The organism is Xanthomonas sp. 4461 (genome assembly GCF_024806475.1).
In the GTDB taxonomy this organism is placed as follows: domain Bacteria; phylum Pseudomonadota; class Gammaproteobacteria; order Xanthomonadales; family Xanthomonadaceae; genus Xanthomonas; species Xanthomonas arboricola_F.
Genome location: NZ_JANTYV010000006.1, coordinates 1 through 21,027 on the forward strand (window position 1 = coordinate 1; position 21,027 = coordinate 21,027).

Below are 21,027 nucleotides of genomic sequence, written 5' to 3' on the forward strand. Positions count from 1 at the left end.
GGGCCCTTGCCCGCCCACCATCGCGGGACACGCTGCAAGTACGTCCCTGTAAGCTCCGTGGCGGCATCCATGCCGCCAAGGGTCCCGCGACGGTGAGCGGACAAGGACCAGTCGAGTTGATCGGTGCGCAAAGTTTCAGCACAGCAAACCGCACGATGCGGTGGTTTCGTTCTTCAACAAAACCACCAGCCAACTGTCTGGTGCGGTGTCCTCGCCGCTTGCGGGACCGTTGGCGGCATGGATGCCGCCATCGAGCCCCCATGGACGGGTTCACGGCGTGTCCCGCGAGCGGCGAGGGCACCGCGCCCTTGAGGTCTTCGCGTCCGCTGCAGGGCCCTTTCGCGGACCATTGCAGGACACATTCGACCAAGGGGAGCCTGGATCGTCCTGACGACGCCGATAGCGGCTGACCCACCGATGGCCCGGCGGTTGCCCGGTGCGGCATGTCGTACGCGCAACACTTCAATTCCTCCGCGCCGTCCACACCTGCCTTGCGCTTGCTCGCTGCGTTTGGTTGGCGCTCTTCGTCCGTTGCCCCCAGGCCTTGCAACGCAGGCTGGCGAGCAATCAGCGGCCGATGACCAGGTCCACTGGCACGCCTGCCGACAGTTCAACCATCACCGGCACGCTCTCGACATCATCTGCCTGACGCATCGCGTTGCCACTGCGCGATAGCCGTGCAAGCACCTGCACCTTTTCCAGCGACGACAGCGCGCGCGTCGGCATCGGGCTGTCGCCATCGTCCAGGGTGATGGTCAACGGGAGTTCGCTCAGCGCGTGTTTTTCCACTGCCACCGGCATCGGGGTGTCTGCTGCGCGTGCGATGACGAAGACGCTGGTATCGCCGGGCAATCCGGCGCGCTTGGCGAATGCGGCATCCAGCGTCACCCGCACCTGGATGCGTTTGCCGCTGGCCGCATCGGTGGCAGGCGCAGCCGGTGCCTTGATCGGTTCCAGTTTGGCTTCCTGTCGCGCAGCGTTGATCTGTTCGAGCAGGCCGGGGCGAGTGGCGGCGTCGACCACGCTCAGCAGCGGCTCCCAGGTTTGGCTGGCCTTGGCCGGCTGGCCGGCCTGGCGCTGCACCACGCCGAGAAACCAGCGTGCGCGTTGATGGTCCGGCTGCACCGCCAGTGCGTGTTCGAGCAGGCGCATGGCCTGCGGGTCCGGTCGCCCGCTGTCGTCGGCGAGCATGCGCGACTGCGCGGCCGCTACCAGCACGTCCGGCTCGTCCGGGCGCAGCGCCACCGCACGCGCAAACGCGTCGCTGGCCTCGGCGAATTTCTGCTGGCTGGACAGCGAGCGCCCCAACAGCACCCAGCCTTCGGCCTGGTCGGGGTTACGCGCCAGGGCGCTGCGCAGTTGCACGATGGCCTCGTCCAGGGTGCGTGGCGTGGCCGGGCGGTCGGCCACCTGCTCGATCGCCGACGGCGTGCCGACCAGCCAGTACAGCGACGCGCTTGCGGCAAGCAACAGCAGCGCCACACTGGCCGCCAGGCCGCGCGTCTGGCGCCACAGCGGGCGCAGCGCCACACCGAAGGCGAGCAGCGCGATCACGGCAACCGCCAGGACGAAGCCGACCATCACCACTCCTGCTCATCGGCGGGCAACGCGGGCGCGGCAGCGCTGCGTCGGCGCACCAACAAGACAACCGCGCCGGCCCCCAGCAACAACACCAGCAGCGGGCCGAACCACAGCAGCCAGGTGCGTGATTCCACCTGCGGGCGATACAGCACGAACTCGCCATAGCGGGCGACCAGGAACTGCCGGATCTGCGCATCGCTGCGGCCTTCGTGCATCAAGGCCAGGACCTCGCGGCGCAGGTCCTGCGCAATCTGCGCGTTGGAATCGGCCAGCGACTGGTTCTGGCACTGCACGCAACGCAGCTCGGCAGTCAGCGCGTGGAAGCGCGCTTCTTCGGCCGTCGAGCGATACTGCAGCGGCGCCGGGTCGCCGACCGGTTGGGCCAGGGCCAGCCAGGGCAACAGCAGCAGCGTCAGCAGCCAGGTGCGCTTCATGGGCTGGCGTGCAGGTCCGGGGCGGCAGTGGGCGAGCGCTCGATCTTGCTCAGCATTGGAATCAGCTGGGTGTCGATGATGGATTGGGTGAGCATGCCGCTGTACTTCCAGCGCACCACGCCGCGCCCGTCGATCAGGAAGGTTTCCGGTGCGGCAGCGATGCCGAAATCGATCGCGGTACGCCCGTCTTTGTCGGCCACCACCAACAGATACGGATTGCCCAGTTGTTCCAGCCAGCGCAGCGCATCGGCTTGCTCGTCCTTCCAGTTGTAGCCGATCACGCGCACGCGCTTGGTCAGCGCAAAGCGGCTCAGCACCGGGTGTTCTTCGCGGCAGGCCGGGCACCAGCTGCCCCACACGTTGATGATGTACGGGGCGCCGCGCAGCTCGCGCGCATGCACCACGATGCTGGGGTCGTGCAGCAGCGGCAGCGCGAACTCCGGCGCCGGCTTGCCGATCAGCGCCGAGGGCAGGGCATCGCGATCGTCCTGACCGGAGCGCACCACCGCGTAGACCAGCAGCGCTGCAAGTGCGAGCAGCAGCACGATGGCGCCCACGAGGACCGCAGTGGGCAGGCGGGGCGAACGTGACTCAACCATCTTGGATCTCCGGAGAACGACGAAAACGCCGGTCGGCCGCAGTGACCAGGCCACCGAGCGCCATCAGCAGCGCCCCCAGCCAGATCCAGCGCACGAACGGTTTGAGGTGGACGCGCACCGCCCAGGCCTGGTTGCCCAGCGGTTCGCCAAGGGCGACATACAGGTCGCCGAACGGGCCGGGGCGGATCGCCGCCTCGGTCAGGGTCTGTCCGCCGCTGGCATAGCGGCGTTTTTCCGCATGCAGCAGGCCGACCGGCGCATCGTCCTTGAACACCTGCAGGTTGGCGCGATCTGAGACGTAATTGGGCCCGCGCAGTTCTTCCACGGTATCGAAGTGCAGCGCGTAGCGGCCGATCTGCACCTGCTGGCCCGGCGCCAATGCGACCTCGCGTTGCAGGCTCAGCGACTCCACCAGCAAGGCGCCGGCCAGAAACACCGCAACGCCCATATGCGCCAGCACCATGCCCAGCATTTCTGCAGTGAACTTGCGCCCCTTGGCCGCGCGACGGGTCCACAGGAAGCGTGCCGTGCCAAGCAGTACCCACACCGCACCGGCCACGCCGATCGCGGTTTTCAGCTGGCCTTGCGGCGCCATGAACCAGGCCAGCGCGCCTGCGGCAAGCGCCAGGCCTGCCCACGGTGCCAGCAGCGCCAGCGGACGCGAGGCCTGCTCACGCTGCCAGCGCGTGAGCGGGCCGAACGGCAGCAATGCCACCAGCGGTGCCATCAACACCACGAACAAGGTCCCGAAGTAGGGCGGCCCAACCGACAGCTTGCCCAGGCCAAGCGCATCGGCCAGCAAGGGATACAGCGTGCCCAGCAGCACCATCGCGCAGGCGCAGGTCAGCAGGAGATTGTTCAACAGCAGCAAGGTTTCGCGCGAGCTGCCGGCAAAGGCGCGTCGCGGGTCGTTGCTGGCGGACATGCCCGGCGCGCGGATGGCGTACAGCAGCAATGCGCCGCCCACCACCACCAGCAGGAACACCAGGATGAACAGCCCGCGCGACGGGTCGGCGGCAAACGAATGCACGCTGGTCAGCACGCCCGAGCGCACCAGAAAGGTTCCCAGCAACGACAACGCAAATGCGGCAATGGCCAGCAGCAAGGTCCAGCTGGCAAAGCTGCCGCGTTTTTCGGTGACCGCCTGCGAATGCAGCAACGCGGTGCCGACCAGCCACGGCATGAAGCTGGCGTTTTCCACCGGGTCCCAGAACCACCAGCCGCCCCAGCCCAGTTCGTAGTACGCCCACCAGCTGCCCAGCGCGATGCCCACGGTGAGCATCGACCATGCCACATTCGTCCACGGCCGCGTCCAGCGCAGCCAGCGCGCGTCCATGCGTCCTTCCAGCAACGCGGCGATGGCGAAGGCGAACGGCACCGCAAAGCCGACGTAGCCGCAATACAGCATCGGCGGATGGATGATCAGCCCCGGGTCCTGCAATAGCGGATTGAGGTCGGCGCCTTCCAGCGGCACCGGCAGCAGCCGCGCGAACGGATTGGAGGTGAACAGCAAAAACGCCAGGAAGCCGATGCTGATCAGTGCCATCACCCCCAGCACGCGCGCGACCACCTGCGCCGGCAACTGCCGCGACCACAGCGCCACCGCGCCGGTCCACAGCGCCAGCACCAGCGTCCACAGCAGCAGCGATCCTTCGTGCGCACCCCAGACCGCCGAGTAGCGGTAGATCACCGGCAACAGGCTGTTGGAATTCTCGGCGACATAGCGCACTGAAAAATCCTGCACCAAAAACGCATGCGTCAGCAGCGCGAAGGCCGCAGCGATCAGGCCAAGCTGCACCAACGCCGCCGGGCGCGCCACCGCCATCCAGCTGCTGTGCCCGCGCTGCGCGCCGGCCAGCGGCAATGCGGCCTGCATCAACGCGACCAGCAAGGCCAGCACCAGCAGAAAGGTACCGAGCTCAGGCAGCATGCAGAACTCGATGTTGGCAGCAGGGCATCGCAGCGCGTTGCCGGGGACCGGCCATCAAGCGCCGGAGAGGGCCGGACACAAGGGCGTTGGCGGAACACGGGTTTCCCGTCGCCGCGCCGCGCCCACTGTTGGAACCCGCCGGTCCTGTCGTCGTGTCACGTTCTTTGGTCAGCGCGCCCGCGCAGCGACGTGCTGCCTGGCGGAGCCGGAGCGAGGGGATCAACGGCCGGCAAGCCGCCGCCACGGTACGATCCGCGCCGCTGCGATGAGGCTCCATTGCCTGGGTTTGCCGGTCCTCATGTCGGCCGCCATCGCTTCGGACCGTCACTGCATCACCTTGCCCGGGGCCACCTGATGCTTGCGGTGCGCGCTGCCCATCTTGTCGGCCACTTCCTTCGGCATATAGGTCTCATCGTGCTTGGCCAGCACGTCTTCGGCCACGAACACGCCTTGCTGCATGCGGCCGGTGGCGACCACAGCCTGACCTTCGCGGAACAGGTCAGGCAGGATGCGGTCATAGCGCACCGCCAGCTGCGCATCGCCATCGGTGACGCGGAACTGCGCTTCCAGCGAGCCGGAAGCGCGTTTGAACGAGCCTTTCTCGACCATGCCGCCAAGCCGGAAGCGGGCGTGGTCGCCGGCGTCGCCGCGCATCACCTCCGACGGCGTGTACAGATACGCCACATTGCGCTGCAGGGCCATCGCCACCAGCGCGGTCGCCAGCCCGGCGGCCAGCACCAACGCCAGCACCAGCCATAGCCGGCGGCGACGTTGCGGGTTCATCGGCTCAGCTCCGCATCGCTGGGCACGCTGCGCTTGCGCTCGCGCAGGCGGCGCGCCTGCGCGATCTTCAGGGCGCGACGCACCTGCCAGCGGCCGGCGATCAGGTCCCACAGCAGCACCAGCACGAACACCGCGTAAGCGGCGATCACGTAAGGCAGATAGCTCATGCCGCGCCCTCGGCATCGCGCACGATCCAGGCCTTGCCGGCCTCGCGGCGCAGGTTGTCGGCGCGCGCGCGGGTGAGCAGCGACCCGGCGAACCAGAACTTGGTGCCGATCACCATCAACCACAGCGGCAGCAGCATGCTGGCATCGATGGTGGATGGGCCGAGCAGACGAATGCTCTGGCCCTGATGCAACGAGTTCCACCACACCACCGAGTAGCGGATCACCGGCAGCAGCGCCACGCCGACGATCGCCAGCAACGCCGCCGCACGTGCCGCCTGGCGACGGTCGTCGATGGCCTGGTACAGACCGATCACGCCCAGGTACAGGAACAGCAGGATCAGCTCGGTGGTCAGCCGCGGGTCCCAGTCCCACCAGGCGCCCCACATCGGCTTGCCCCAGATGCTGCCGGTCAGCAGTGTGATCACGGTGAACGCCGCGCCGATCGGTGCGCAGGCCATCGCCAGGATCTCGCACACCTTGATGCGCCAGATCAGCGCGATCGCCGCATACACCGCCATCAACCCGAACACGAACAAGCTCATCCACGCGCTCGGCACATGGATATACAGAATGCGGAAGCTATCGCCTTGCTGGTAATCGGCAGGCACTGCAAACAGCGCCTGCCACATGCCTGCGCCCAGCAACACTGCGGCCAGCGCGTAGCACCAAGGCGCCCAGCGCGCGGTAAATCGGTCGAAGATCGGAGGTGAGGCGACTTGATGGAACCAGCGGACGACGACGTTCATGCGATGGCGATGGCTCTTGGCATGGCGATGGCTTCTTGCATGGAGACAGCTCTCGGTACGACACCGCCGTACGACCTACGGTGTCCCATCAACGGCGCATCTGCAACATCGATCAGCTGAGCGAAATCCGGATCGCCGCCGCTGCCGCCAACGGTGCCAGCACGATACCGATCACCAACCCGGCGCCCAACAACAACAACGCACCCACCGCATCCTGTCCTTGCCCGCTGGCTGCAACGCTGCCGGCGCCGAACACCAGCACCGGCACATACAGCGGCAACGCCAGCAACGCCACGAGAATACCAGAGCGTTTCATCGTCACCGTCAGTGCCGCAACCACGGCGCCGAGCAGACTCAATAAAGGTGTGCCCAGCGCCAACGATGCCAGCAGCACCGGTAGTTGGTCATGTGGCAGGTGCAGCAATTCGCCCAGCAACGGTGTCACTGCGATCAACGGCAGCGCGCTGGTCGCCCAATGCAGCAGCACCCGCACGGCGATCAACCACGCCAGCGGCACCGGTGCCAGCAACCATTGCTCCATCGAGCCGTCTTCCACGTCGCTGCGGAACAGCGCGTCCAGCGACAACAGGCCGGCCAGCAGCACCGACAGCCACAGCACCGCCGGTGCCGCCTGCGCCAGCAAGTCGGGGCGGCCGCCCAGGCCAAGCGCAAACAACACCACGATCAACAACGCGAACAATGCCGGCTGCAGGGCGTCGCTGCGACGGCGCCACAGCAATTGCAGATCGCGGCGCAGCAGCGCGCGCGCGGCCTGCAGCAACGAGGGTTGTGGTGACGGCGTGCTCATGCCGCAGCCTCCAGGGTGAGCATGCGGGTGCGCACCGGCGGGGCCGCATAGGCGCCATGGGTGGTGACCAGCGCCGCGCCACCACCGCGCAGATGCGCGGAGATCATCCGGTTGACCAGGGTGATGCCATCCAGGTCGAGGTTGGCATAGGGCTCGTCCAGCAGCCACAACGGTGCAGGCGACAGCCACAGTCGCGCCAGCGCCAGGCGCTTGCGCTGCCCGGCCGACAACTGCCGCACCAGGGCATCTTCGTAGCCGGCCAACCCGACGATCGCCAGCGCGCTGCCGGGCATCTGCTTGGCACGCCGTCCATGCAGTCCACACAGGAAATGCAGGTTCTCCAGGGTGCTCAGATCGGCCTTCAGGCCGGGCAGATGCCCCAGGTAGGCCATGAAGCGGCTGCGGTCGCCACGCCGGGCGGTCTTGCCGTCGATCTGGATCTGGCCCTGTTCCATATGCAGCAGGCCGGCCAGCACCCGCAGCAAGGTGGTCTTGCCGGCGCCGTTGTCGCCCTGCACGAGCAGGGCTTCGCCGGCATCGACATGGAAATCCAGCGGGCCGAAGACCGGCTCTTCGTTGCGGCTGAAAGCCAGCGCGCGCGCCGCCAGCAGCGGAGGCGCAGTGTGCAGCGGTTCGATCATCGGCGCAGCGGGCTCCCGTCGCAGGACGGCATAAGGAAGGGCGGGCAGGGCGCGCATTGTAGCGACGATGGCCGCGGCACGGGCGCGCTTCAGCGGCGCGATGTGTCCGGGAACGCTGTTTTGCGCCGGGCCTGGCGCACCCGCGCGGCCGCTTTGCGTACACTCGCGGTCCCCGATTGCTGACCGGACAGGCGCGATGCCCCTCACGACCAAGCTGCCCAAGGTGGGCACCACCATCTTCACCGTCATGTCGCAACTGGCGGCCGAGCACGGCGCGGTCAACCTGGGCCAGGGCTTCCCCGATTTCGCGGTGCCGCAGCGCCTGGTCGATGAACTGGAGGCGGCCATGCGCGCCGGCCACAACCAGTACCCGCCGATGACCGGCGTGGCGGCCCTGCGCCAGGCCATCGCCGGCAAGGCGCAGCGCTGCTACGGCGCGCAGGTCGATGCCGACAGTGAGATCACCGTCACCAGCGGTGCCACCGAGGCGATCTTCAATGCCATTCACGCGGTGGTGCGCGCGGGCGAAGAGGTCATCGTGCTGGACCCGGCCTACGACTGCTACGAGCCGGCAATCGATCTGGCCGGCGCGCGCGCGGTCCATGTGGCGCTGCACCCGCAGACTTTCGCCGTGGACTGGGACGCGCTGCGCGCGGCGATCACGCCCAAGACGCGCCTGCTGATGATCAACTCGCCGCATAACCCGTCCGGCGCGATGCTCTCGGCCGCCGACCTGCAGACGCTGACCGAACTGCTGCGTGGCACCGATATCTTCCTGCTCTCCGACGAGGTCTACGAACACATCGTGTTCGACGGCCACCGCCACGAATCGGTGCTGCGCTGGCCGGAATTGCGCGAGCGCGCGTTCGTGATTTCCAGCTTCGGCAAGACCTATCACTGCACCGGCTGGAAGATCGGCTACGCCATCGCGCCGCCGGCACTGAGCGCCGAATTCCGCAAGGTGCACCAGTACAACACCTTTACCAGCTTCGGCCCGGCCCAGCATGCGTTCGCTGCGATGATCCGCGACCAGCCCGAGCACGACGAGCAACTTGGCGCGTTCTATCAGGCCAAGCGCGACCGTTTCCGCGAGCAGTTGTTGACCACGCGCCTGAAGCCGTTGCCTGTGCTCGGCGGGTATTTCCAGCTGGTGGATTACTCGGCGATCAGCGATCTGCCCGACACCGAATTCGTGAAGTGGCTGACGGTGGAGAAGGGCGTGGCCGCGATTCCGCTGTCGCCGTTCTACGAGACCGCGCCGCAAGGGCAACGACTGGCACGGCTGTGCTTCGCCAAGAACGATGCAACCTTGGATGCGGCGATCGCGCGGTTGCAGAAGCTCTGAACAGCTGGGATTCGGGAATGGGGATTCGGGAATCGTAAGAGCGGTTGGTCGCTTTTCGATCCGAATCTGCACTTGGCCCGATGACATAACGTGCTCACCAAACCGCTGTCCGATTCCCGATTCCCCATTCCCGAGCCTTCAATGCACGACCTTCGCATCTCCTTGATCCAAGGCGACACCCGCTGGCACGATCCGGCTGGCAATCGCGATTACTACGGCGCATTGCTGCAGCCGTTGGCCGGGCAGACCGATCTGGTGATCCTGCCGGAGACCTTCACCAGCGGGTTCTCCAACGACGCCATCGACAAGGCCGAGGACATGGACGGGCCGACCGTGGCCTGGGTGCGTGCGCAGGCGGCGCGGCTGGGTGCTGCCGTCACCGGTAGCGTGCAATTGCGCACGCCCGAAGGCGTATTCAACCGGCTGCTGTGGGCCACGCCGGACGGAGCGCTGCAGTATTACGACAAGCGCCATCTGTTCCGCTTCGGCAACGAGCATCTGCGTTATGCGGCCGGGCGCGATCGCCTGTGCGTGGAATGGAAGGGCTGGCGGATCAATCCGCAGGTCTGCTACGACCTGCGGTTCCCGGTGTTCTGCCGCAACCGCTTCGATGTCGAGCGGCCGGGTCAGCTGGATTTCGACCTGCAATTGTTCGTCGCCAACTGGCCGTCTGCACGCGCATATGCCTGGAAAACGCTGCTGCGCGCGCGCGCGATCGAAAACCTGTGCTTCGTGGCGGCGGTCAACCGCGTCGGCGTGGATGGCAATCAGCTGCACTACGCCGGCGATAGCGCGGTGATCGATTTTCTCGGCCAGCCGCAGGTGGAAATCCGCGAGCAGCCGCAAGTGGTCACCACCACCCTCAGCGCTGCGGCCCTGGCCGAGCATCGCGCACGCTTCCCGGCAATGCTGGATGCCGATGCCTTTGAGATCAGGGATTAGAGATTGGGGATTAGGGATTGGTGCAAGCAGGCAAGGCATAACTTTCCGCTCACCCGCCGTTGCCAATCCCCAATCCCAAATCCCCAATCCCGGCTACTCACCCAGCTTGATCTCGTAGATCTTCGGCCAACGCTTGCCGGTGACGAACAGTCGATCGTGCTTGGCGTCGTAGGCGATGCCGTTGAGTACATCGTTGCTGGAATCGGTAAGCGTGTCGGCATCGGGCACCAGCGCCTTCAAATCGATCCAGCCGATCACCTTGCCGTTGGCCGGGTCGATCCGCGCGATGCGGGTCGTGAGCCAGACATTGGCCCACAGCTCGCCCTTGACCCATTCCAGTTCGTTGAGATTGTCCAACGGCTTGCCGCGGGCGGTGACCTTGATGGTGCCGGTCTGCTGCAGCGTTTGCGGGTCCAGCCGGCGGATGCGGGAAGTGCCATCGCTCATGTACAGGCTGCGCTCGTCGCTGGTCAACGCCCAGCCTTCGCCGGCATAGGCGAAGTGCGAACGCGGTGTCAGCGTGGCCAGGTCGTAGACGAAGCCTTGCTGGTTGCGCCAGGTCAACTGGATCAGCCGGTCGCCCCAGGCCACGATGCCTTCGCCGTAGTAGGGCGCGGGGGTATTGGCTTGCTGCAGCACGCGGCCGGTCTCCAGCTCGACCTTGCGCACGCTGGACTGGCCCAGTTCGCCGGTGCTCTCATACAGGTATCCATCGAGATAGAACAGGCCCTCGGTAAAGGCGGCGGTGTCGTGCGGATAACTGTTGACGACGGTGTAGCCCCGGGTCGGAATCGTGTCGCTGCAATGCGCGAGCGAAGGCAGCAGCAGGGCGGCGAAGAAGAGTCTGTGGGCGATGTGTGACATGCACGAATGATCCCATGCCGGCGCTGCTTCTGCAGCGCGCTGCCATACGCGCGCCGGAATAATCATTCGCTGAACGCGGGTTGGAGAGCTGTCGTGACCTTGTCGCGGCTGCTACGTCGGCGCTGCTAGTCTCGCGCCACGTCCACCATCGGCTACGCACACATGATCAAGTCACTGTCTCTTTTCGCCCTGCTCGGCGCGGCAACGCTGGCGCCGCAGGCGCAGGCCGCCGGCAACATCGATTGCCAGCTGAAGTTCAACCTGTCCGGGTGGTCGGTGTTCTACAAGACCGCCAGCGGCACCGGCACCATCACCTGCGATAACGGCGCGGTCATTCCGGTCAAGATCTCCAGCAAGGGTGGCGGCCTGACCGTTGGCAAATCCAAGATCACCGGCGGCCGCGGTTCGTTCTCCGGCGCTTACAGCCTGAATGATCTGTTCGGCACCTACGCCGCTGCCGAGGCGCATGCCGGCGTGGTCAAGTCCAGTACCGCGCAGGTGGTCACCAAGGGTGATATCTCGCTGGCCCTGGCGGGTACGGGCGAGGGCGTCGATCTGGGCATCAACGTCGGTAACTTCGTCATCGAACGCCGCAAGTAAGCGCAGCCGGTAGCCTGCTGCGCTTGATGTCAGATGGGCGCGACAGCTACCTGCGCAGCGTCTGAGCTGCTGTGCGGGTCTTCGCCCCATCCGTGCGCGTCTGATGATCGATGGTTTGCGGTGTGCCTTGCGCCAGTTCACGCGCTTGCGCATCGTGCCAGTGGCGCGTGGCGTTCGACTGCTGCCTGCGTCGCTGCGATGGGCCTGACGAGTCGGACCCCCGTCGCATGGATGCGAGGTCATCGTCGCTTCACTGCCGCTGCAATTGAACATGACGCGCAGCGCCATTGAGTGCACAAACAAAAACGGCCCTTTGCAGGGCCGTTTTCTTATTGCGCGTGCCGCATCTTAGCGGCCGCGATTGCCGCCGCCTGGCGGACGACGGTTGCCGCCGCCCGGCGGGCGCCCACCCGGGCCGCCTGCGCCACGCGGTGCGCCACCCGGGCCACCGGGACCGCGATTGCCGCCCGGACCACGGTTACCACCCGGGCCGCCGGCGCGTGCACCGGTCGGGCGACCTGCTGGACGCGCCGCGCCGTACGGGCTGAAGCCCGGATTGGCATGATCGGACGGAAAGCTCGGTGCATTGCCCGGATGCCCGTACGGATGCTTGCGCTGACCCTGGCCCTGCGACTGGCCCTGTCCGCCACCGGCACCGCCGCGCCCGGGGCCACCTGCGCCGGGACGTGCATTGTCTGGGCCGCCGGCACCTGGACGCGCGCCACCCGGACCCTTCTTGGCATAAGGACGCGCCTGGCCGGTGCCGGGGCCGCTGGGGCCGGCATTGCGGTGACCGCTGGGGCCGGTGCTCACGCCATCGGGCACGTACCAGCTACGGAACGCGGCCGGGTTGCCGTCCGGCAACGAGCGGTCCCCCTTGGCCGGGCCGCGCTGCTTGAACGGGCGCTGCTGCGACTGCTTGGCGGCCGCTTCGCCGCTGACGGTGAGGCCGCCCTTGAAGCCGCCGGGCTTGCCGCGACCGCGGCCGCCACGATCCTCGCGCAGGTTGTCGAAGCGACGCAGCTCGCGGCCTTCATCGGCGCCGGAAGTCTGGCCGTTGACGTAGGCGTTGCTGCGCCCATCGCGCGAGACGTGCACGGTCGACTTGGCAGCGCGACGCTGGCCGATCACCGGCTGCAGCGTCAATGCCGACGGCGCGCCTTCTTCGAGCTTGAGTTCGGCGCGCAAGGCATCGACCTTGTCCTGCGCCACTTCCACCGACTGCCCGCGCAGCAGTTCGCGCGGCAACGAGATCTTGCCGTAGCGGCTGCGCTTGAGGCGACTGACCTGGCAGCCCTGCGATTCCCACAGCCGGCGCACTTCGCGGTTGCGGCCTTCCTTGACCACCACACGGAACCAGTCGTGCGAATCGGTGCCGCCGATGCGCTCGATCTCGTCGAACTTGGCGCCGCCGTCTTCCAGCAGCACACCGCGCGACAGGCGCTCGATGATGGCGTCGGAGACCTTTTCCTCGCCTTCCGGGGCGCGCACGCGCACCACGTATTCGCGCTCGACCTCGTAGGAGGGGTGCATCATCGCGTTGGCCAGCTCACCGTCGGTGGTCAGCAGCAACAGACCGGTGGTGTTGATGTCCAGGCGGCCGATGGCGATCCAGCGCGAACCCTTCAGTGCCGGCAGCGACTCGAACACGGTCGGGCGGCCTTCTGGATCTTCGCGGGTGGTCACTTCGCCTTCGGGCTTGTTGTAGATCAGCACGCGCGAAGGTTCGGTCAGCGCGCTGGCCACGAAACTGCGGCCATCCAGTTCGATCTTGTCGCCGCTGCGCACCGACATGCCGGTCTGCGCGACGGCGCCATTGACCTTGATCAGGCCATCGGCAATACGCTGTTCGAGCGCGCGGCGCGAGCCCAGGCCGGCCTGGGCCAGCACCTTGTGCAGGCGCTCTTCCAGCTTGGGCGCTTCGGGCGCGCTGTCGCGCTTGAGGGAAAGCTTGTTCAACGACAGCTTGCGAGGGGTGTCACTCATGTGTCTGGCTCCGGCCGACGCGCTCTGGGTCGGCCTCTGGGTCGGAATCGGCTTCGTCAACAGCCACGGTCGTCGTCGCGACGGCGTTGTCTTCGTCTTCGTTCACTGCATCCGCGCGCGTTCCCGGCGCGGTGTCGGGGTCGCCCTCACGGGCGTCGTCTGGGTTCAACGTGTTCGGGTCCTGCGCCGAGACAGGCTCGGGGTGCTGCGGTGTCTGCTTACGCGACGCATCCGTGCTGGCATCGTCATCGGCCGCGTCGGCGTGGTGTTCGTTTTCTTCGTCGACTGCAGTTGCGGTGCCGGCAGCCTGACCGTCGACATCGACATCCATTTCGGCATCGACGTGCGTTGCATCATCGGTGTCGCTGGTTGCGTCGGGCGTGCTGTCCGCTGCTGGCAAAACGTCCGCATCGCGGTGTTCCGGCGCATCGTCGCTCGGGTCGGCATCCGCGCCAACATCCGCCTCCGACCGCACGCCGGCTGCCGCGTCGGTCGCTGCACCAGCCCCCTCCGCATCCGCCAGCTCCGCATCCGCATCCGGACCCGCTTCGGCAAGTTCCGCATCCATCGCCGCCGATGCCGGCACCGCGCCATCCAGTTGCCCGTCGCGGTCCAGCGGCAGCTGCGGTTCCAGCTCGGCAATGTCCTTCAACTCAGACAATGGCGGCAGCTCGTCCAATCGCTTGAGCCCGAAGTAATCCAGGAAGCCCTTGGTGGTGCCGAACAGCGCCGGCTTGCCTGGCACGTCGCGGTGGCCCACCACGCGGATCCACTCGCGTTCTTCCAGTGCCTGGATGATGTTGCTGCTGACCGCCACGCCGCGCACCTGTTCGATCTCGCCGCGGGTGATCGGCTGGCGGTAGGCGATCAGCGCCAGGGTCTCCAGCGTGGCGCGGGTGTACTTGGTGCGGCGTTCGGTCCACAGGCGTGCGACCCAGCCGTGCACATCGGCCTTGACCTGGAAACGGAAGCCCGAGGCCACCTCAACCAGCTCCACGCCGCGCTCCGTGCAACCCTCGCGCAGCAGTTCCAGCGCGCGCTCGACGCTGCCGGGCGGCGCCGGCTCTTCTTCGGGAAACAGCCCCTGCAGCTGCGCCAGCGTCAACGGCTGGCTGCTGGCCAGCAGGGCGGCTTCGATAATACGGGTGATCAGCGCTTGATCCATTCGGTGATCGGCTTCAGATAGGTTCGTTGGCAGCGTCGCTGTCATCGAATTCGCTGGAGAATTGCAGCGGCGCATTGGTATTGCCCAACGCCAGCGACTTCACGTAGATCGGCGCCAGCGGCGCTTCCTGCACGATGTCGAGCAACTGCTCCTTGGCCAATTCGAGTAGCGCCAGGAAGGTGACCAGCACGCCGAGCTTGCCTTCTTCGGCAGTAAACAGCGATTCGAAACGGTAGAACTTGCCGTCGTCCAGGCGGCTCAGCACATCACCCATGCGCTGGCGCACGCTCAGCGCCTCGCGCTTGATCGCATGGCCGGTGAACAGCTCGGCGCGCTTGAGCACGTCGTACAGCGCCATCAGCATTTCTTTCAGTTCCACCGGTGGCGGCAGCTTGACCGCGGCGCGCTCGGGCAGATGCGCCTGCACCGGGGCGCTGTCGCGGCCCATGCGGGGCAGGGTGTCCAGGTCTTCGGCGGCCTGCTTGAAACGCTCGTATTCCTGCAGGCGGCGCACCAGCTCTGCGCGCGGGTCTTCTTCTTCGCCGTCCTGGCTGGGTGGGCGCGGCAACAGCATGCGCGATTTGATCTCGGCCAGGATCGCGGCCATCACCAGATATTCGGCCGCGAGTTCGAAGCGCAGCTCCTGCATCACATTGATGTAGTCCACGTATTGCCGGGTGATCTCGGCCACGGGGATATCCAGGATGTCCAGGTTCTGGCGGCGGATCAGGTAAAGCAACAAGTCGAGCGGACCTTCGAACGCGTCCAGAATCACTTCCAGCGCATCCGGCGGGATATACAGATCCTGGGGGATCTGCAGTACCGGTTGCCCATGCACCACCGCCAGCGGCATTTCCTGCTGCTGTGGATGAGCGCTTGCGGCTGGCGGAGTCGCGACGTGCGCGAGTTCGGAATTCATCAGGTCGACATCGGGTCTTACGGTCGCCGGCCGCGGTCTTAAGCCGCGCCTGCAGGGCTTTGCCTTGAGTTATTGCGATCAATGTCGTGCCTGCTTCGGCACGATCCCACAAATTCACATCCGCCGGTCCGCATATCATCAGGCGCCGCGTGGCAGGCGGCGACGGAATAGCGAGGAGGTCGTCTACGCGAGCCGGCGGTGGGCAGCGATTCGGTCGTCGAATGAGGCATGGGGCCTGGGCCGACGGGCCGCTGCGTCCGGTTGCGTGTGCAGTAGCGCCAAGGGTAATGCGTGCGCGGGGGCGGTGTCTAGCGCTGACGCGGCTAGAATCTCGGCGGTGATCTTCAAGTCCTGGATGAGGTGGCATGTGTGGTACGTAATCGAAGGGTATGACGGGGCCGATGCACTGGCCGCGCGGCAGCAGGCGCGACCGGCGCATCTGGCGCGCCTGCAGGCGCTGGCTGCGGCAGGGCGGTTGCTGGTGGCAGGCCCGTGCCCGGCCATTGATGCCGAAGATCCGGGTCCGGCCGGTTTCAGCGGCAGTGTGGTGATTGCCGAGTTCGACGCCTTGCAGGACGCACGCGCCTGGGCCGATGCCGACCCCTATGTGGCCGCCGGCGTTTACGTGCGCACGGACGTCCGGCCGTTCCGCCGGGTCTTGCCATGAGCCGGGTCGAGCGGATTCGCCAAGCGTTGCAAGCGGCATTGGCGCCGACCGAGCTGGAGGTGGTGGACGACAGCCATCGGCATGCCGGCCACGCCGGCGCCCGCGACGGCCGCGGCCATTTCAATGTGCGCGTGGTCAGCGCCGTCTTCGCCGGCAAGCCGCCGCTGGCGCGTCACCGCGCGGTCTACGCCGCGGTGGGAGAGATGATGCAGACCGACATTCACGCCTTGTCGATCGAGGCGATCGCGCCGGGCGAGGCTGTGTAGGCCAATCCGACAGACCGCTGTCGTAGGAGCGCACGTGGGCGCGACGGGCCTTACCGGTAAAGCCGTCGCGCCCCGGTGCGCTCCTGCGCAAGAGGACATTGCAAAGTTGGGCAGCGCCGGAGCGACCGACCGATTGGCAAGCCATCCTCCGCTCCCGATCCATGAGCAGGCCCAGCCATCCGCAACCGTGATCGCCGTTCACCTTCGTTTGTGGAGACGTGGGTGCGGGTTTGTTGCGTCGCAGCACATTCATTCACGCATTCATCACTTGCAGATGCTTGATCTGTAAGCGTTTTCACGGTTGTGAAGATAGGGGTTTACGCCTGCTTATGAAAACGCTTACAGTCCGCGCCAGTTTTGGGAAGTCGGTCGCGGAGGGCGACACGAATGGCCAAGGGTGCGGTCACCATCAAAGATGTCGCTCGGGAAGCGCAGGTCTCTGTCGCCACCGTGTCGCGTGCGCTCAATGGGCACGACAACGTTGCCGGGCCCGTGCGTCAGCAGGTCATGGACGTGGCCGAACGGCTGCGCTACAGCCCGCATGCGGCAGCCCGTAGCCTGAGCAGCCGGCGGTCGCAGACCCTGGGCGTGGTGCTGCCTGACCTGTACGGCGAATTCTTTTCCGAGTTGATCCGCGGCATCGACGGCGCGGCGCGCGCTGCCGGCCAGCACCTGCTGGTGTCCAGCTATCACGGCGACCCGGAAGCCCAGGGCAGGGCGCTGCGGTCGATGCGCGGGCGCGTCGACGGCCTGCTGGTGCTCTCTCCGTATGCCGAGCAGCCGGGATTTCTCACCGACAACCTGCCGCAGTCGCTGCCCACCGTGCTGATCAATGCCCATCTGCCCGGCGCCGGTTATCCGGTGCTGAGCATCGATGACCATGCCGGCGCCATGGCCATGACCGAGCACCTGTTGGGTGCGGGCCACCGGCGCATCGCCTTCATCGGCGGGCCTTCGCTCAATTTCGATGCGCGCGAACGCCTGCGCGGTTTCCGCGACGCGATTGCCGGATTCGGCGACCAGGCGCAGGGAATCGAGTATGCCGGCGACTTCGACGAAGCCTCCGGGCATCGCGCCGGGCTGGCGATGCTGGCCGGCGGCGCATTGCCCGATGCGGTGTTTGCCGCCAACGACATGACCGCGCTCGGCTGCCTGTACGCGTTTGCGCAGGCCGAGGTGTCGGTACCTGGCGATGTGGCATTGGCGGGCTTCGACGACATTCCGCTGGCGCGCTTCGTCCACCCGGCGCTGACCACGATGCGGGTCAGCATCGCGCGTCTGGGCGAACAGGCGATGACCCGATTGATGCGGCTGGTGGAACTGCCCGGCCATGACGACGGTAGCCGCCAACTGCTGACGCCCGAGCTGGTGATACGGACTTCCTGCGGCGCCGGCGAGTCCGGCCCCTGACTTTCGCGGACGTTCTGTCCGCTCCCGCTGCTCCCCCGCAGCGGTCGTTCCTGCTGGTTTGCAACACCACAACAACAATCTGTACCGATCCCTGGAGGGACCAATGCGCCACCACCACCCCCATTCCGCCCGCCCGGCGCGCAAGCTGCTCAGCTGTGCCCTGGCCAGCTGCCTGCTGCTGGGCGCCGCGCCTGCATTTGCGCAGAGCACTGCCGCGACCATCCGCGGCCAGGTCAGCGTCGACTCCGCTCCCGCCGCCCAGGCGCAGGTGACGGCCACCAACTTGGCGACCGGCCTGACCCGCACCGTACAGGTCAGCAACGGCGGTTATTCGGTCGGCGGTCTGCCGCCGGGCTCGTACCGCATCGACGTCACCGCCAATGGTCAGACCAGCTCGCAGAATGTGACCGTGCAGGTCGGCCAGACGGCGACCTTGAACCTGGGCGTCGGCGGCGAGCCGGCCACGGCCGAAGCTGGTAACGCCACCACGCTGGACGCGGTGCAGGTCAAGGCGCCGCCGGTGCTGGTGGAAACGCGCACCTCCGAGAACGCCACGTACATCTCCAACGTGCAGATCCAGAACCTGCCGCGTGCCACGCGCAACTTCCTGGAACTGGCCGACACCGTGCCGAACGTGCAGTTCACCCGCGATGCCAACGGCACCACCAAGGTCCGTTCGGGCGCCACCTCGGCCGAAGGCACCAACGTCTATATCGACGGCGTGAGCCAGAAGAACTACGTGCTCACCGGCGGCGTCAGCGGCCAGGACTCCAGCCGCGGCAACCCGTTCCCGCAGTCGGCGATCGGCGAATACAAGGTCATCACCTCCAACTACAAGGCCGAGTTCGACCAGGTCAGCGGCGCGGCCATCGTGGCCTCGTCCAAGTCCGGCACCAACGATTTTCACGGCAGCTTCTTCTGGGACACCAGCAACGACGGCTGGCGCGAAGAGAGCCCGCTGGAGAAGAAGGCCGGCGTGCGCGACGACTTCGAGGAGACCCAGTACGGCGCCACCTTCAGCGGCCCGATCCTCAAGGACAAGGCGCATTTCTTCATCGCCTATGAGGCCAAGGAATACACCACCCCCAACGTGGTGATCCCCGGTTCGATCTATTCCGACCGCGTCGACCAGTTGCCTGCGCAGCTGCAGCCGCTGGTTGCCACCTACAGCACCCCGTTCAAGGAAGACCTGTACTTCGGCAAGATCGACTGGACCATCGGCGAGAACAACCTGTTCGAGCTGAGTGGCAAGTACCGCAAGGAAGACGAGCTCAACGATGTCGGCGGCACCTCGACCCTCGAGCACGGCAGCATCAACGGCCAGGAAGAAAAGCGCGCCAACCTGCGTTGGCAGTACAGCGGTGCCAACTTCCTCAACGAAGCCAACCTCAGCTACGAGAGCGCGTTCTGGAACCAGGCGCCGATCAACAACGGCACCGGTTATGTGCTGAGTTATGCGCCAGTGCGCGGCATCGAGGACGAAGTGCTGTCCGCGGGCGCCGGCAGCAGCTTCCAGCGCAAGGGGCAGAAGGGCTGGACCTTCCAGGACGACCTGACCTTGAACAGCCTGGAATGGCACGGCGCGCACACTGTCAAGATGGGCGTGAAGTTCAAGAGCATCGATCTGGATTCGACCCAGTTCAATCCGGCCAACCCGCAGTACTACTACAACATCCTCGGCGATCTCGAAACGCCGTACCGGGTGCGCTTCGGTGCGCCGCTGGTCGAAGGTGGTGGTTCGGTGGTGTCCAAGAACAAGCAGTACGGCATCTATCTGCAGGACGACTGGGAGGTCAACGAGCACTGGACCCTGAACCTGGGCGTGCGCTACGACTACGAAGAAACCCCTGCGTTCCTGGACTTCGTCACGCCGTCCGATGTAGCCGGTGCGTTGCAGAACTGGCCGAACCTGCAGAATGCCAACTACGACATCAACAACTTCATCAGCACCGGCAACAACCGCAAGGCGTTCAAGAATGCCTGGCAGCCGCGTCTTGGTGCCTCGTACGACCTGTTTGGCGACCAGGCCCACGTGATCTACGGCGGTGCCGGCCGTGCCTACGACCGCAACATCTTCGATTACCTGGCGCTCGAACAGCTCAACAATTCGTTCAAGTCCTATAGCTACTACTTCACCAACCCCAACGCCCAGAACGGCCAGGCCTGCCTGGGCGACCCGTGCACCGCATGGAATCCGGCCTACAACACCCAGGAAGGGCTCGATGCACTGGCGGCGACCAGCGCTGGCGGCGGCGGGCGGGAAATCTATCTGATCGACAACAACATCAAGACCCCGTACTCCGACCAATTCAGCATCGGCATGCGCAACATGGTGCCGCTATGGGGCCAGGACTGGTTCACCGACGTGACCCTGAGCCGCATCGAGAGCCACGACGGTTTCGCGTTCGTGCGCGGCAACCGTCTGCCGGACGGCTCGTTCTTCCTGCCGGGTACCACCTCCGGTTCGCCGAACGACGGCCCGGACGGCTATAGCGCGATCGTGCTGGGCACCAATGGCGTGGAGACCCGCAACAACCAGCTCGCCCTGCAGGTCGAAAAGCCCTTCGATGAGGAATCCGGTTGGGGCCTGACCGTGGCCTACACCTATTCCGATGCCAAGGAGAACCGCCAGTTCGGCGAGCACTACGCGCTGGATCGCGAGCGCGTCCAAGACTACGGCTGGCGCGAGGCCGGTGGCATCGCCAAGAACCGTCTGGTGGTCACCGGCATCTACGAGCTGCCGTACGAGGTCAAGCTGTCCGGCAAGCTGTCGCTGGCCAGCCAGACCGCGCGCTACGGGCAGAACTGCGTGGCCGGCAACGACCAGTGCTACATCGTCCAGTTCAAGCCGGACGGCACGCTGGGCTACAAGGAGTTCAGCATTGCGGCCAATAAAGAATGGGATACCGGCGGCGGTGTCAAATTCAACGTCCGTGCGGATATCCTCAACGTGTTCAATTGGGTGAACTACGCCGACTTTAACGGCGAGACCGGGACACTCGGTGACTTGAACACGGCTTACGGCACGCCAACCGGCGTGCTGGCATCGCCGATGCGGACCTTCCGGCTGGCCTTTGGCCTGAACTGGTGAGGACCCGACCGCCCTGGCGCAGGCCAGGGCGGTCGAACTCGGCGCTTGGATAGGGTAGGTTGGCGTGCGGGATGTAATCGATT

At 66.2% G+C, this 21,027-nt stretch carries 20 protein-coding genes; 7 read left to right on the plus strand and 13 right to left on the minus strand.

What is annotated here, in order from left to right; all coding sequences use genetic code 11:
- Positions 1-567: 567 nt before the first annotated feature.
- From FHY19_RS18675 to ccmA, 9 genes are all read right to left on the minus strand, one after another.
- A complete protein-coding gene (locus FHY19_RS18675) occupies positions 568-1,581 on the minus strand; it encodes a tetratricopeptide repeat protein (RefSeq protein WP_259167741.1) in 1,014 nt (337 codons plus the stop codon).
- Positions 1,581-2,015: a cytochrome c-type biogenesis protein gene (locus FHY19_RS18680; protein ID WP_259167742.1), complete on the minus strand. Its 435-nt coding sequence runs from the start codon at positions 2,013-2,015 to the stop codon at positions 1,581-1,583. Before FHY19_RS18680 ends, FHY19_RS18675 begins: the two co-directional genes overlap by 1 nt.
- Positions 2,012-2,614: a DsbE family thiol:disulfide interchange protein gene (locus FHY19_RS18685; RefSeq protein WP_259167743.1), complete on the minus strand. Its 603-nt coding sequence runs from the start codon at positions 2,612-2,614 to the stop codon at positions 2,012-2,014. Before FHY19_RS18685 ends, FHY19_RS18680 begins: the two co-directional genes overlap by 4 nt.
- Positions 2,607-4,544, minus strand: a complete 1,938-nt coding sequence (locus FHY19_RS18690; RefSeq protein ID WP_259167745.1) for a heme lyase CcmF/NrfE family subunit — start codon at positions 4,542-4,544, stop codon at positions 2,607-2,609. The genes FHY19_RS18685 and FHY19_RS18690 overlap by 8 nt, the downstream gene beginning before the upstream one ends.
- A 324-nt stretch (positions 4,545-4,868) precedes the next feature.
- Entirely contained in the window at positions 4,869-5,327 is a 459-nt protein-coding gene (gene ccmE, locus FHY19_RS18695) for a cytochrome c maturation protein CcmE (RefSeq protein WP_259167747.1), read from the minus strand.
- Positions 5,324-5,494 (minus strand): heme exporter protein CcmD, encoded by a 171-nt coding sequence (locus tag FHY19_RS18700; RefSeq protein WP_259148723.1) that lies wholly within the window; start codon positions 5,492-5,494, stop codon positions 5,324-5,326. The genes ccmE and FHY19_RS18700 overlap by 4 nt, the downstream gene beginning before the upstream one ends.
- On the minus strand, positions 5,491-6,240 hold the full coding sequence (gene ccmC, locus FHY19_RS18705; RefSeq protein WP_259167751.1) for a heme ABC transporter permease CcmC: 750 nt from the start codon (positions 6,238-6,240) through the stop codon (positions 5,491-5,493). The genes FHY19_RS18700 and ccmC overlap by 4 nt, the downstream gene beginning before the upstream one ends.
- Positions 6,241-6,352: 112 nt before the next feature.
- Positions 6,353-7,048: a heme exporter protein CcmB gene (gene ccmB, locus FHY19_RS18710; protein WP_039420296.1), complete on the minus strand. Its 696-nt coding sequence runs from the start codon at positions 7,046-7,048 to the stop codon at positions 6,353-6,355.
- The gene (ccmA, locus tag FHY19_RS18715) at positions 7,045-7,689 is read right to left on the minus strand and encodes a heme ABC exporter ATP-binding protein CcmA (protein WP_259167753.1); all 645 of its coding nucleotides are present in this window, start codon (positions 7,687-7,689) and stop codon (positions 7,045-7,047) included. The genes ccmB and ccmA overlap by 4 nt, the downstream gene beginning before the upstream one ends.
- 196 nt (positions 7,690-7,885) lie before the next feature.
- On the opposite strand from ccmA, the gene FHY19_RS18720 reads away from it, so the two are divergent.
- Both FHY19_RS18720 and FHY19_RS18725 read left to right on the plus strand, forming a co-directional pair.
- Positions 7,886-9,034, plus strand: coding sequence for a pyridoxal phosphate-dependent aminotransferase (locus FHY19_RS18720; protein ID WP_259167755.1), 1,149 nt, complete (start codon positions 7,886-7,888; stop codon positions 9,032-9,034).
- A 141-nt stretch (positions 9,035-9,175) separates the two neighbouring features.
- Positions 9,176-9,976, plus strand: coding sequence for an amidohydrolase (locus tag FHY19_RS18725; RefSeq protein ID WP_259148735.1), 801 nt, complete (start codon positions 9,176-9,178; stop codon positions 9,974-9,976).
- Between the two features lie 93 nt (positions 9,977-10,069).
- Here the strand turns inward: FHY19_RS18725 and FHY19_RS18730 are convergent, their stop codons facing one another.
- On the minus strand, positions 10,070-10,840 hold the full coding sequence (locus tag FHY19_RS18730) for a glutaminyl-peptide cyclotransferase (protein WP_259148736.1): 771 nt from the start codon (positions 10,838-10,840) through the stop codon (positions 10,070-10,072).
- 162 nt (positions 10,841-11,002) lie between these two features.
- Between FHY19_RS18730 and FHY19_RS18735 the strand changes: the two genes are divergently transcribed.
- Positions 11,003-11,440: a hypothetical protein gene (locus FHY19_RS18735; protein ID WP_046962693.1), complete on the plus strand. Its 438-nt coding sequence runs from the start codon at positions 11,003-11,005 to the stop codon at positions 11,438-11,440.
- Between the two features lie 348 nt (positions 11,441-11,788).
- Here the strand turns inward: FHY19_RS18735 and FHY19_RS18740 are convergent, their stop codons facing one another.
- The 3 genes from FHY19_RS18740 to FHY19_RS18750 are packed head-to-tail and all read right to left on the minus strand — an operon-like array spanning position 11,789 to position 15,510.
- The gene (locus FHY19_RS18740; RefSeq protein WP_259167757.1) at positions 11,789-13,426 is read right to left on the minus strand and encodes a pseudouridine synthase; all 1,638 of its coding nucleotides are present in this window, start codon (positions 13,424-13,426) and stop codon (positions 11,789-11,791) included.
- A complete protein-coding gene (scpB, locus tag FHY19_RS18745) occupies positions 13,419-14,666 on the minus strand; it encodes an SMC-Scp complex subunit ScpB (RefSeq protein WP_259167766.1) in 1,248 nt (415 codons plus the stop codon). Before scpB ends, FHY19_RS18740 begins: the two co-directional genes overlap by 8 nt.
- Positions 14,605-15,510, minus strand: a complete 906-nt coding sequence (locus FHY19_RS18750; RefSeq protein WP_046962690.1) for a ScpA family protein — start codon at positions 15,508-15,510, stop codon at positions 14,605-14,607. The genes scpB and FHY19_RS18750 overlap by 62 nt, the downstream gene beginning before the upstream one ends.
- Positions 15,511-15,877: 367 nt before the next feature.
- Here FHY19_RS18750 and FHY19_RS18755 point away from each other — a divergent pair, with 367 nt between their 5' ends.
- From FHY19_RS18755 to FHY19_RS18770, 4 genes are all read left to right on the plus strand, one after another.
- Positions 15,878-16,177 (plus strand): YciI family protein, encoded by a 300-nt coding sequence (locus FHY19_RS18755; protein ID WP_046962706.1) that lies wholly within the window; start codon positions 15,878-15,880, stop codon positions 16,175-16,177.
- Positions 16,174-16,443 (plus strand): BolA family protein, encoded by a 270-nt coding sequence (locus FHY19_RS18760; protein ID WP_259167767.1) that lies wholly within the window; start codon positions 16,174-16,176, stop codon positions 16,441-16,443. The genes FHY19_RS18755 and FHY19_RS18760 overlap by 4 nt, the downstream gene beginning before the upstream one ends.
- Before the next feature lie 387 nt (positions 16,444-16,830).
- On the plus strand, positions 16,831-17,853 hold the full coding sequence (locus FHY19_RS18765; protein ID WP_259167769.1) for a LacI family DNA-binding transcriptional regulator: 1,023 nt from the start codon (positions 16,831-16,833) through the stop codon (positions 17,851-17,853).
- A gap of 103 nt (positions 17,854-17,956) precedes the next feature.
- Positions 17,957-20,944 carry a TonB-dependent receptor gene (locus tag FHY19_RS18770; protein WP_259167771.1) on the plus strand — a complete coding sequence of 996 codons (2,988 nt, stop codon included), beginning with the start codon at positions 17,957-17,959 and terminating at the stop codon, positions 20,942-20,944.
- Positions 20,945-21,027: the final 83 nt, after the last annotated feature.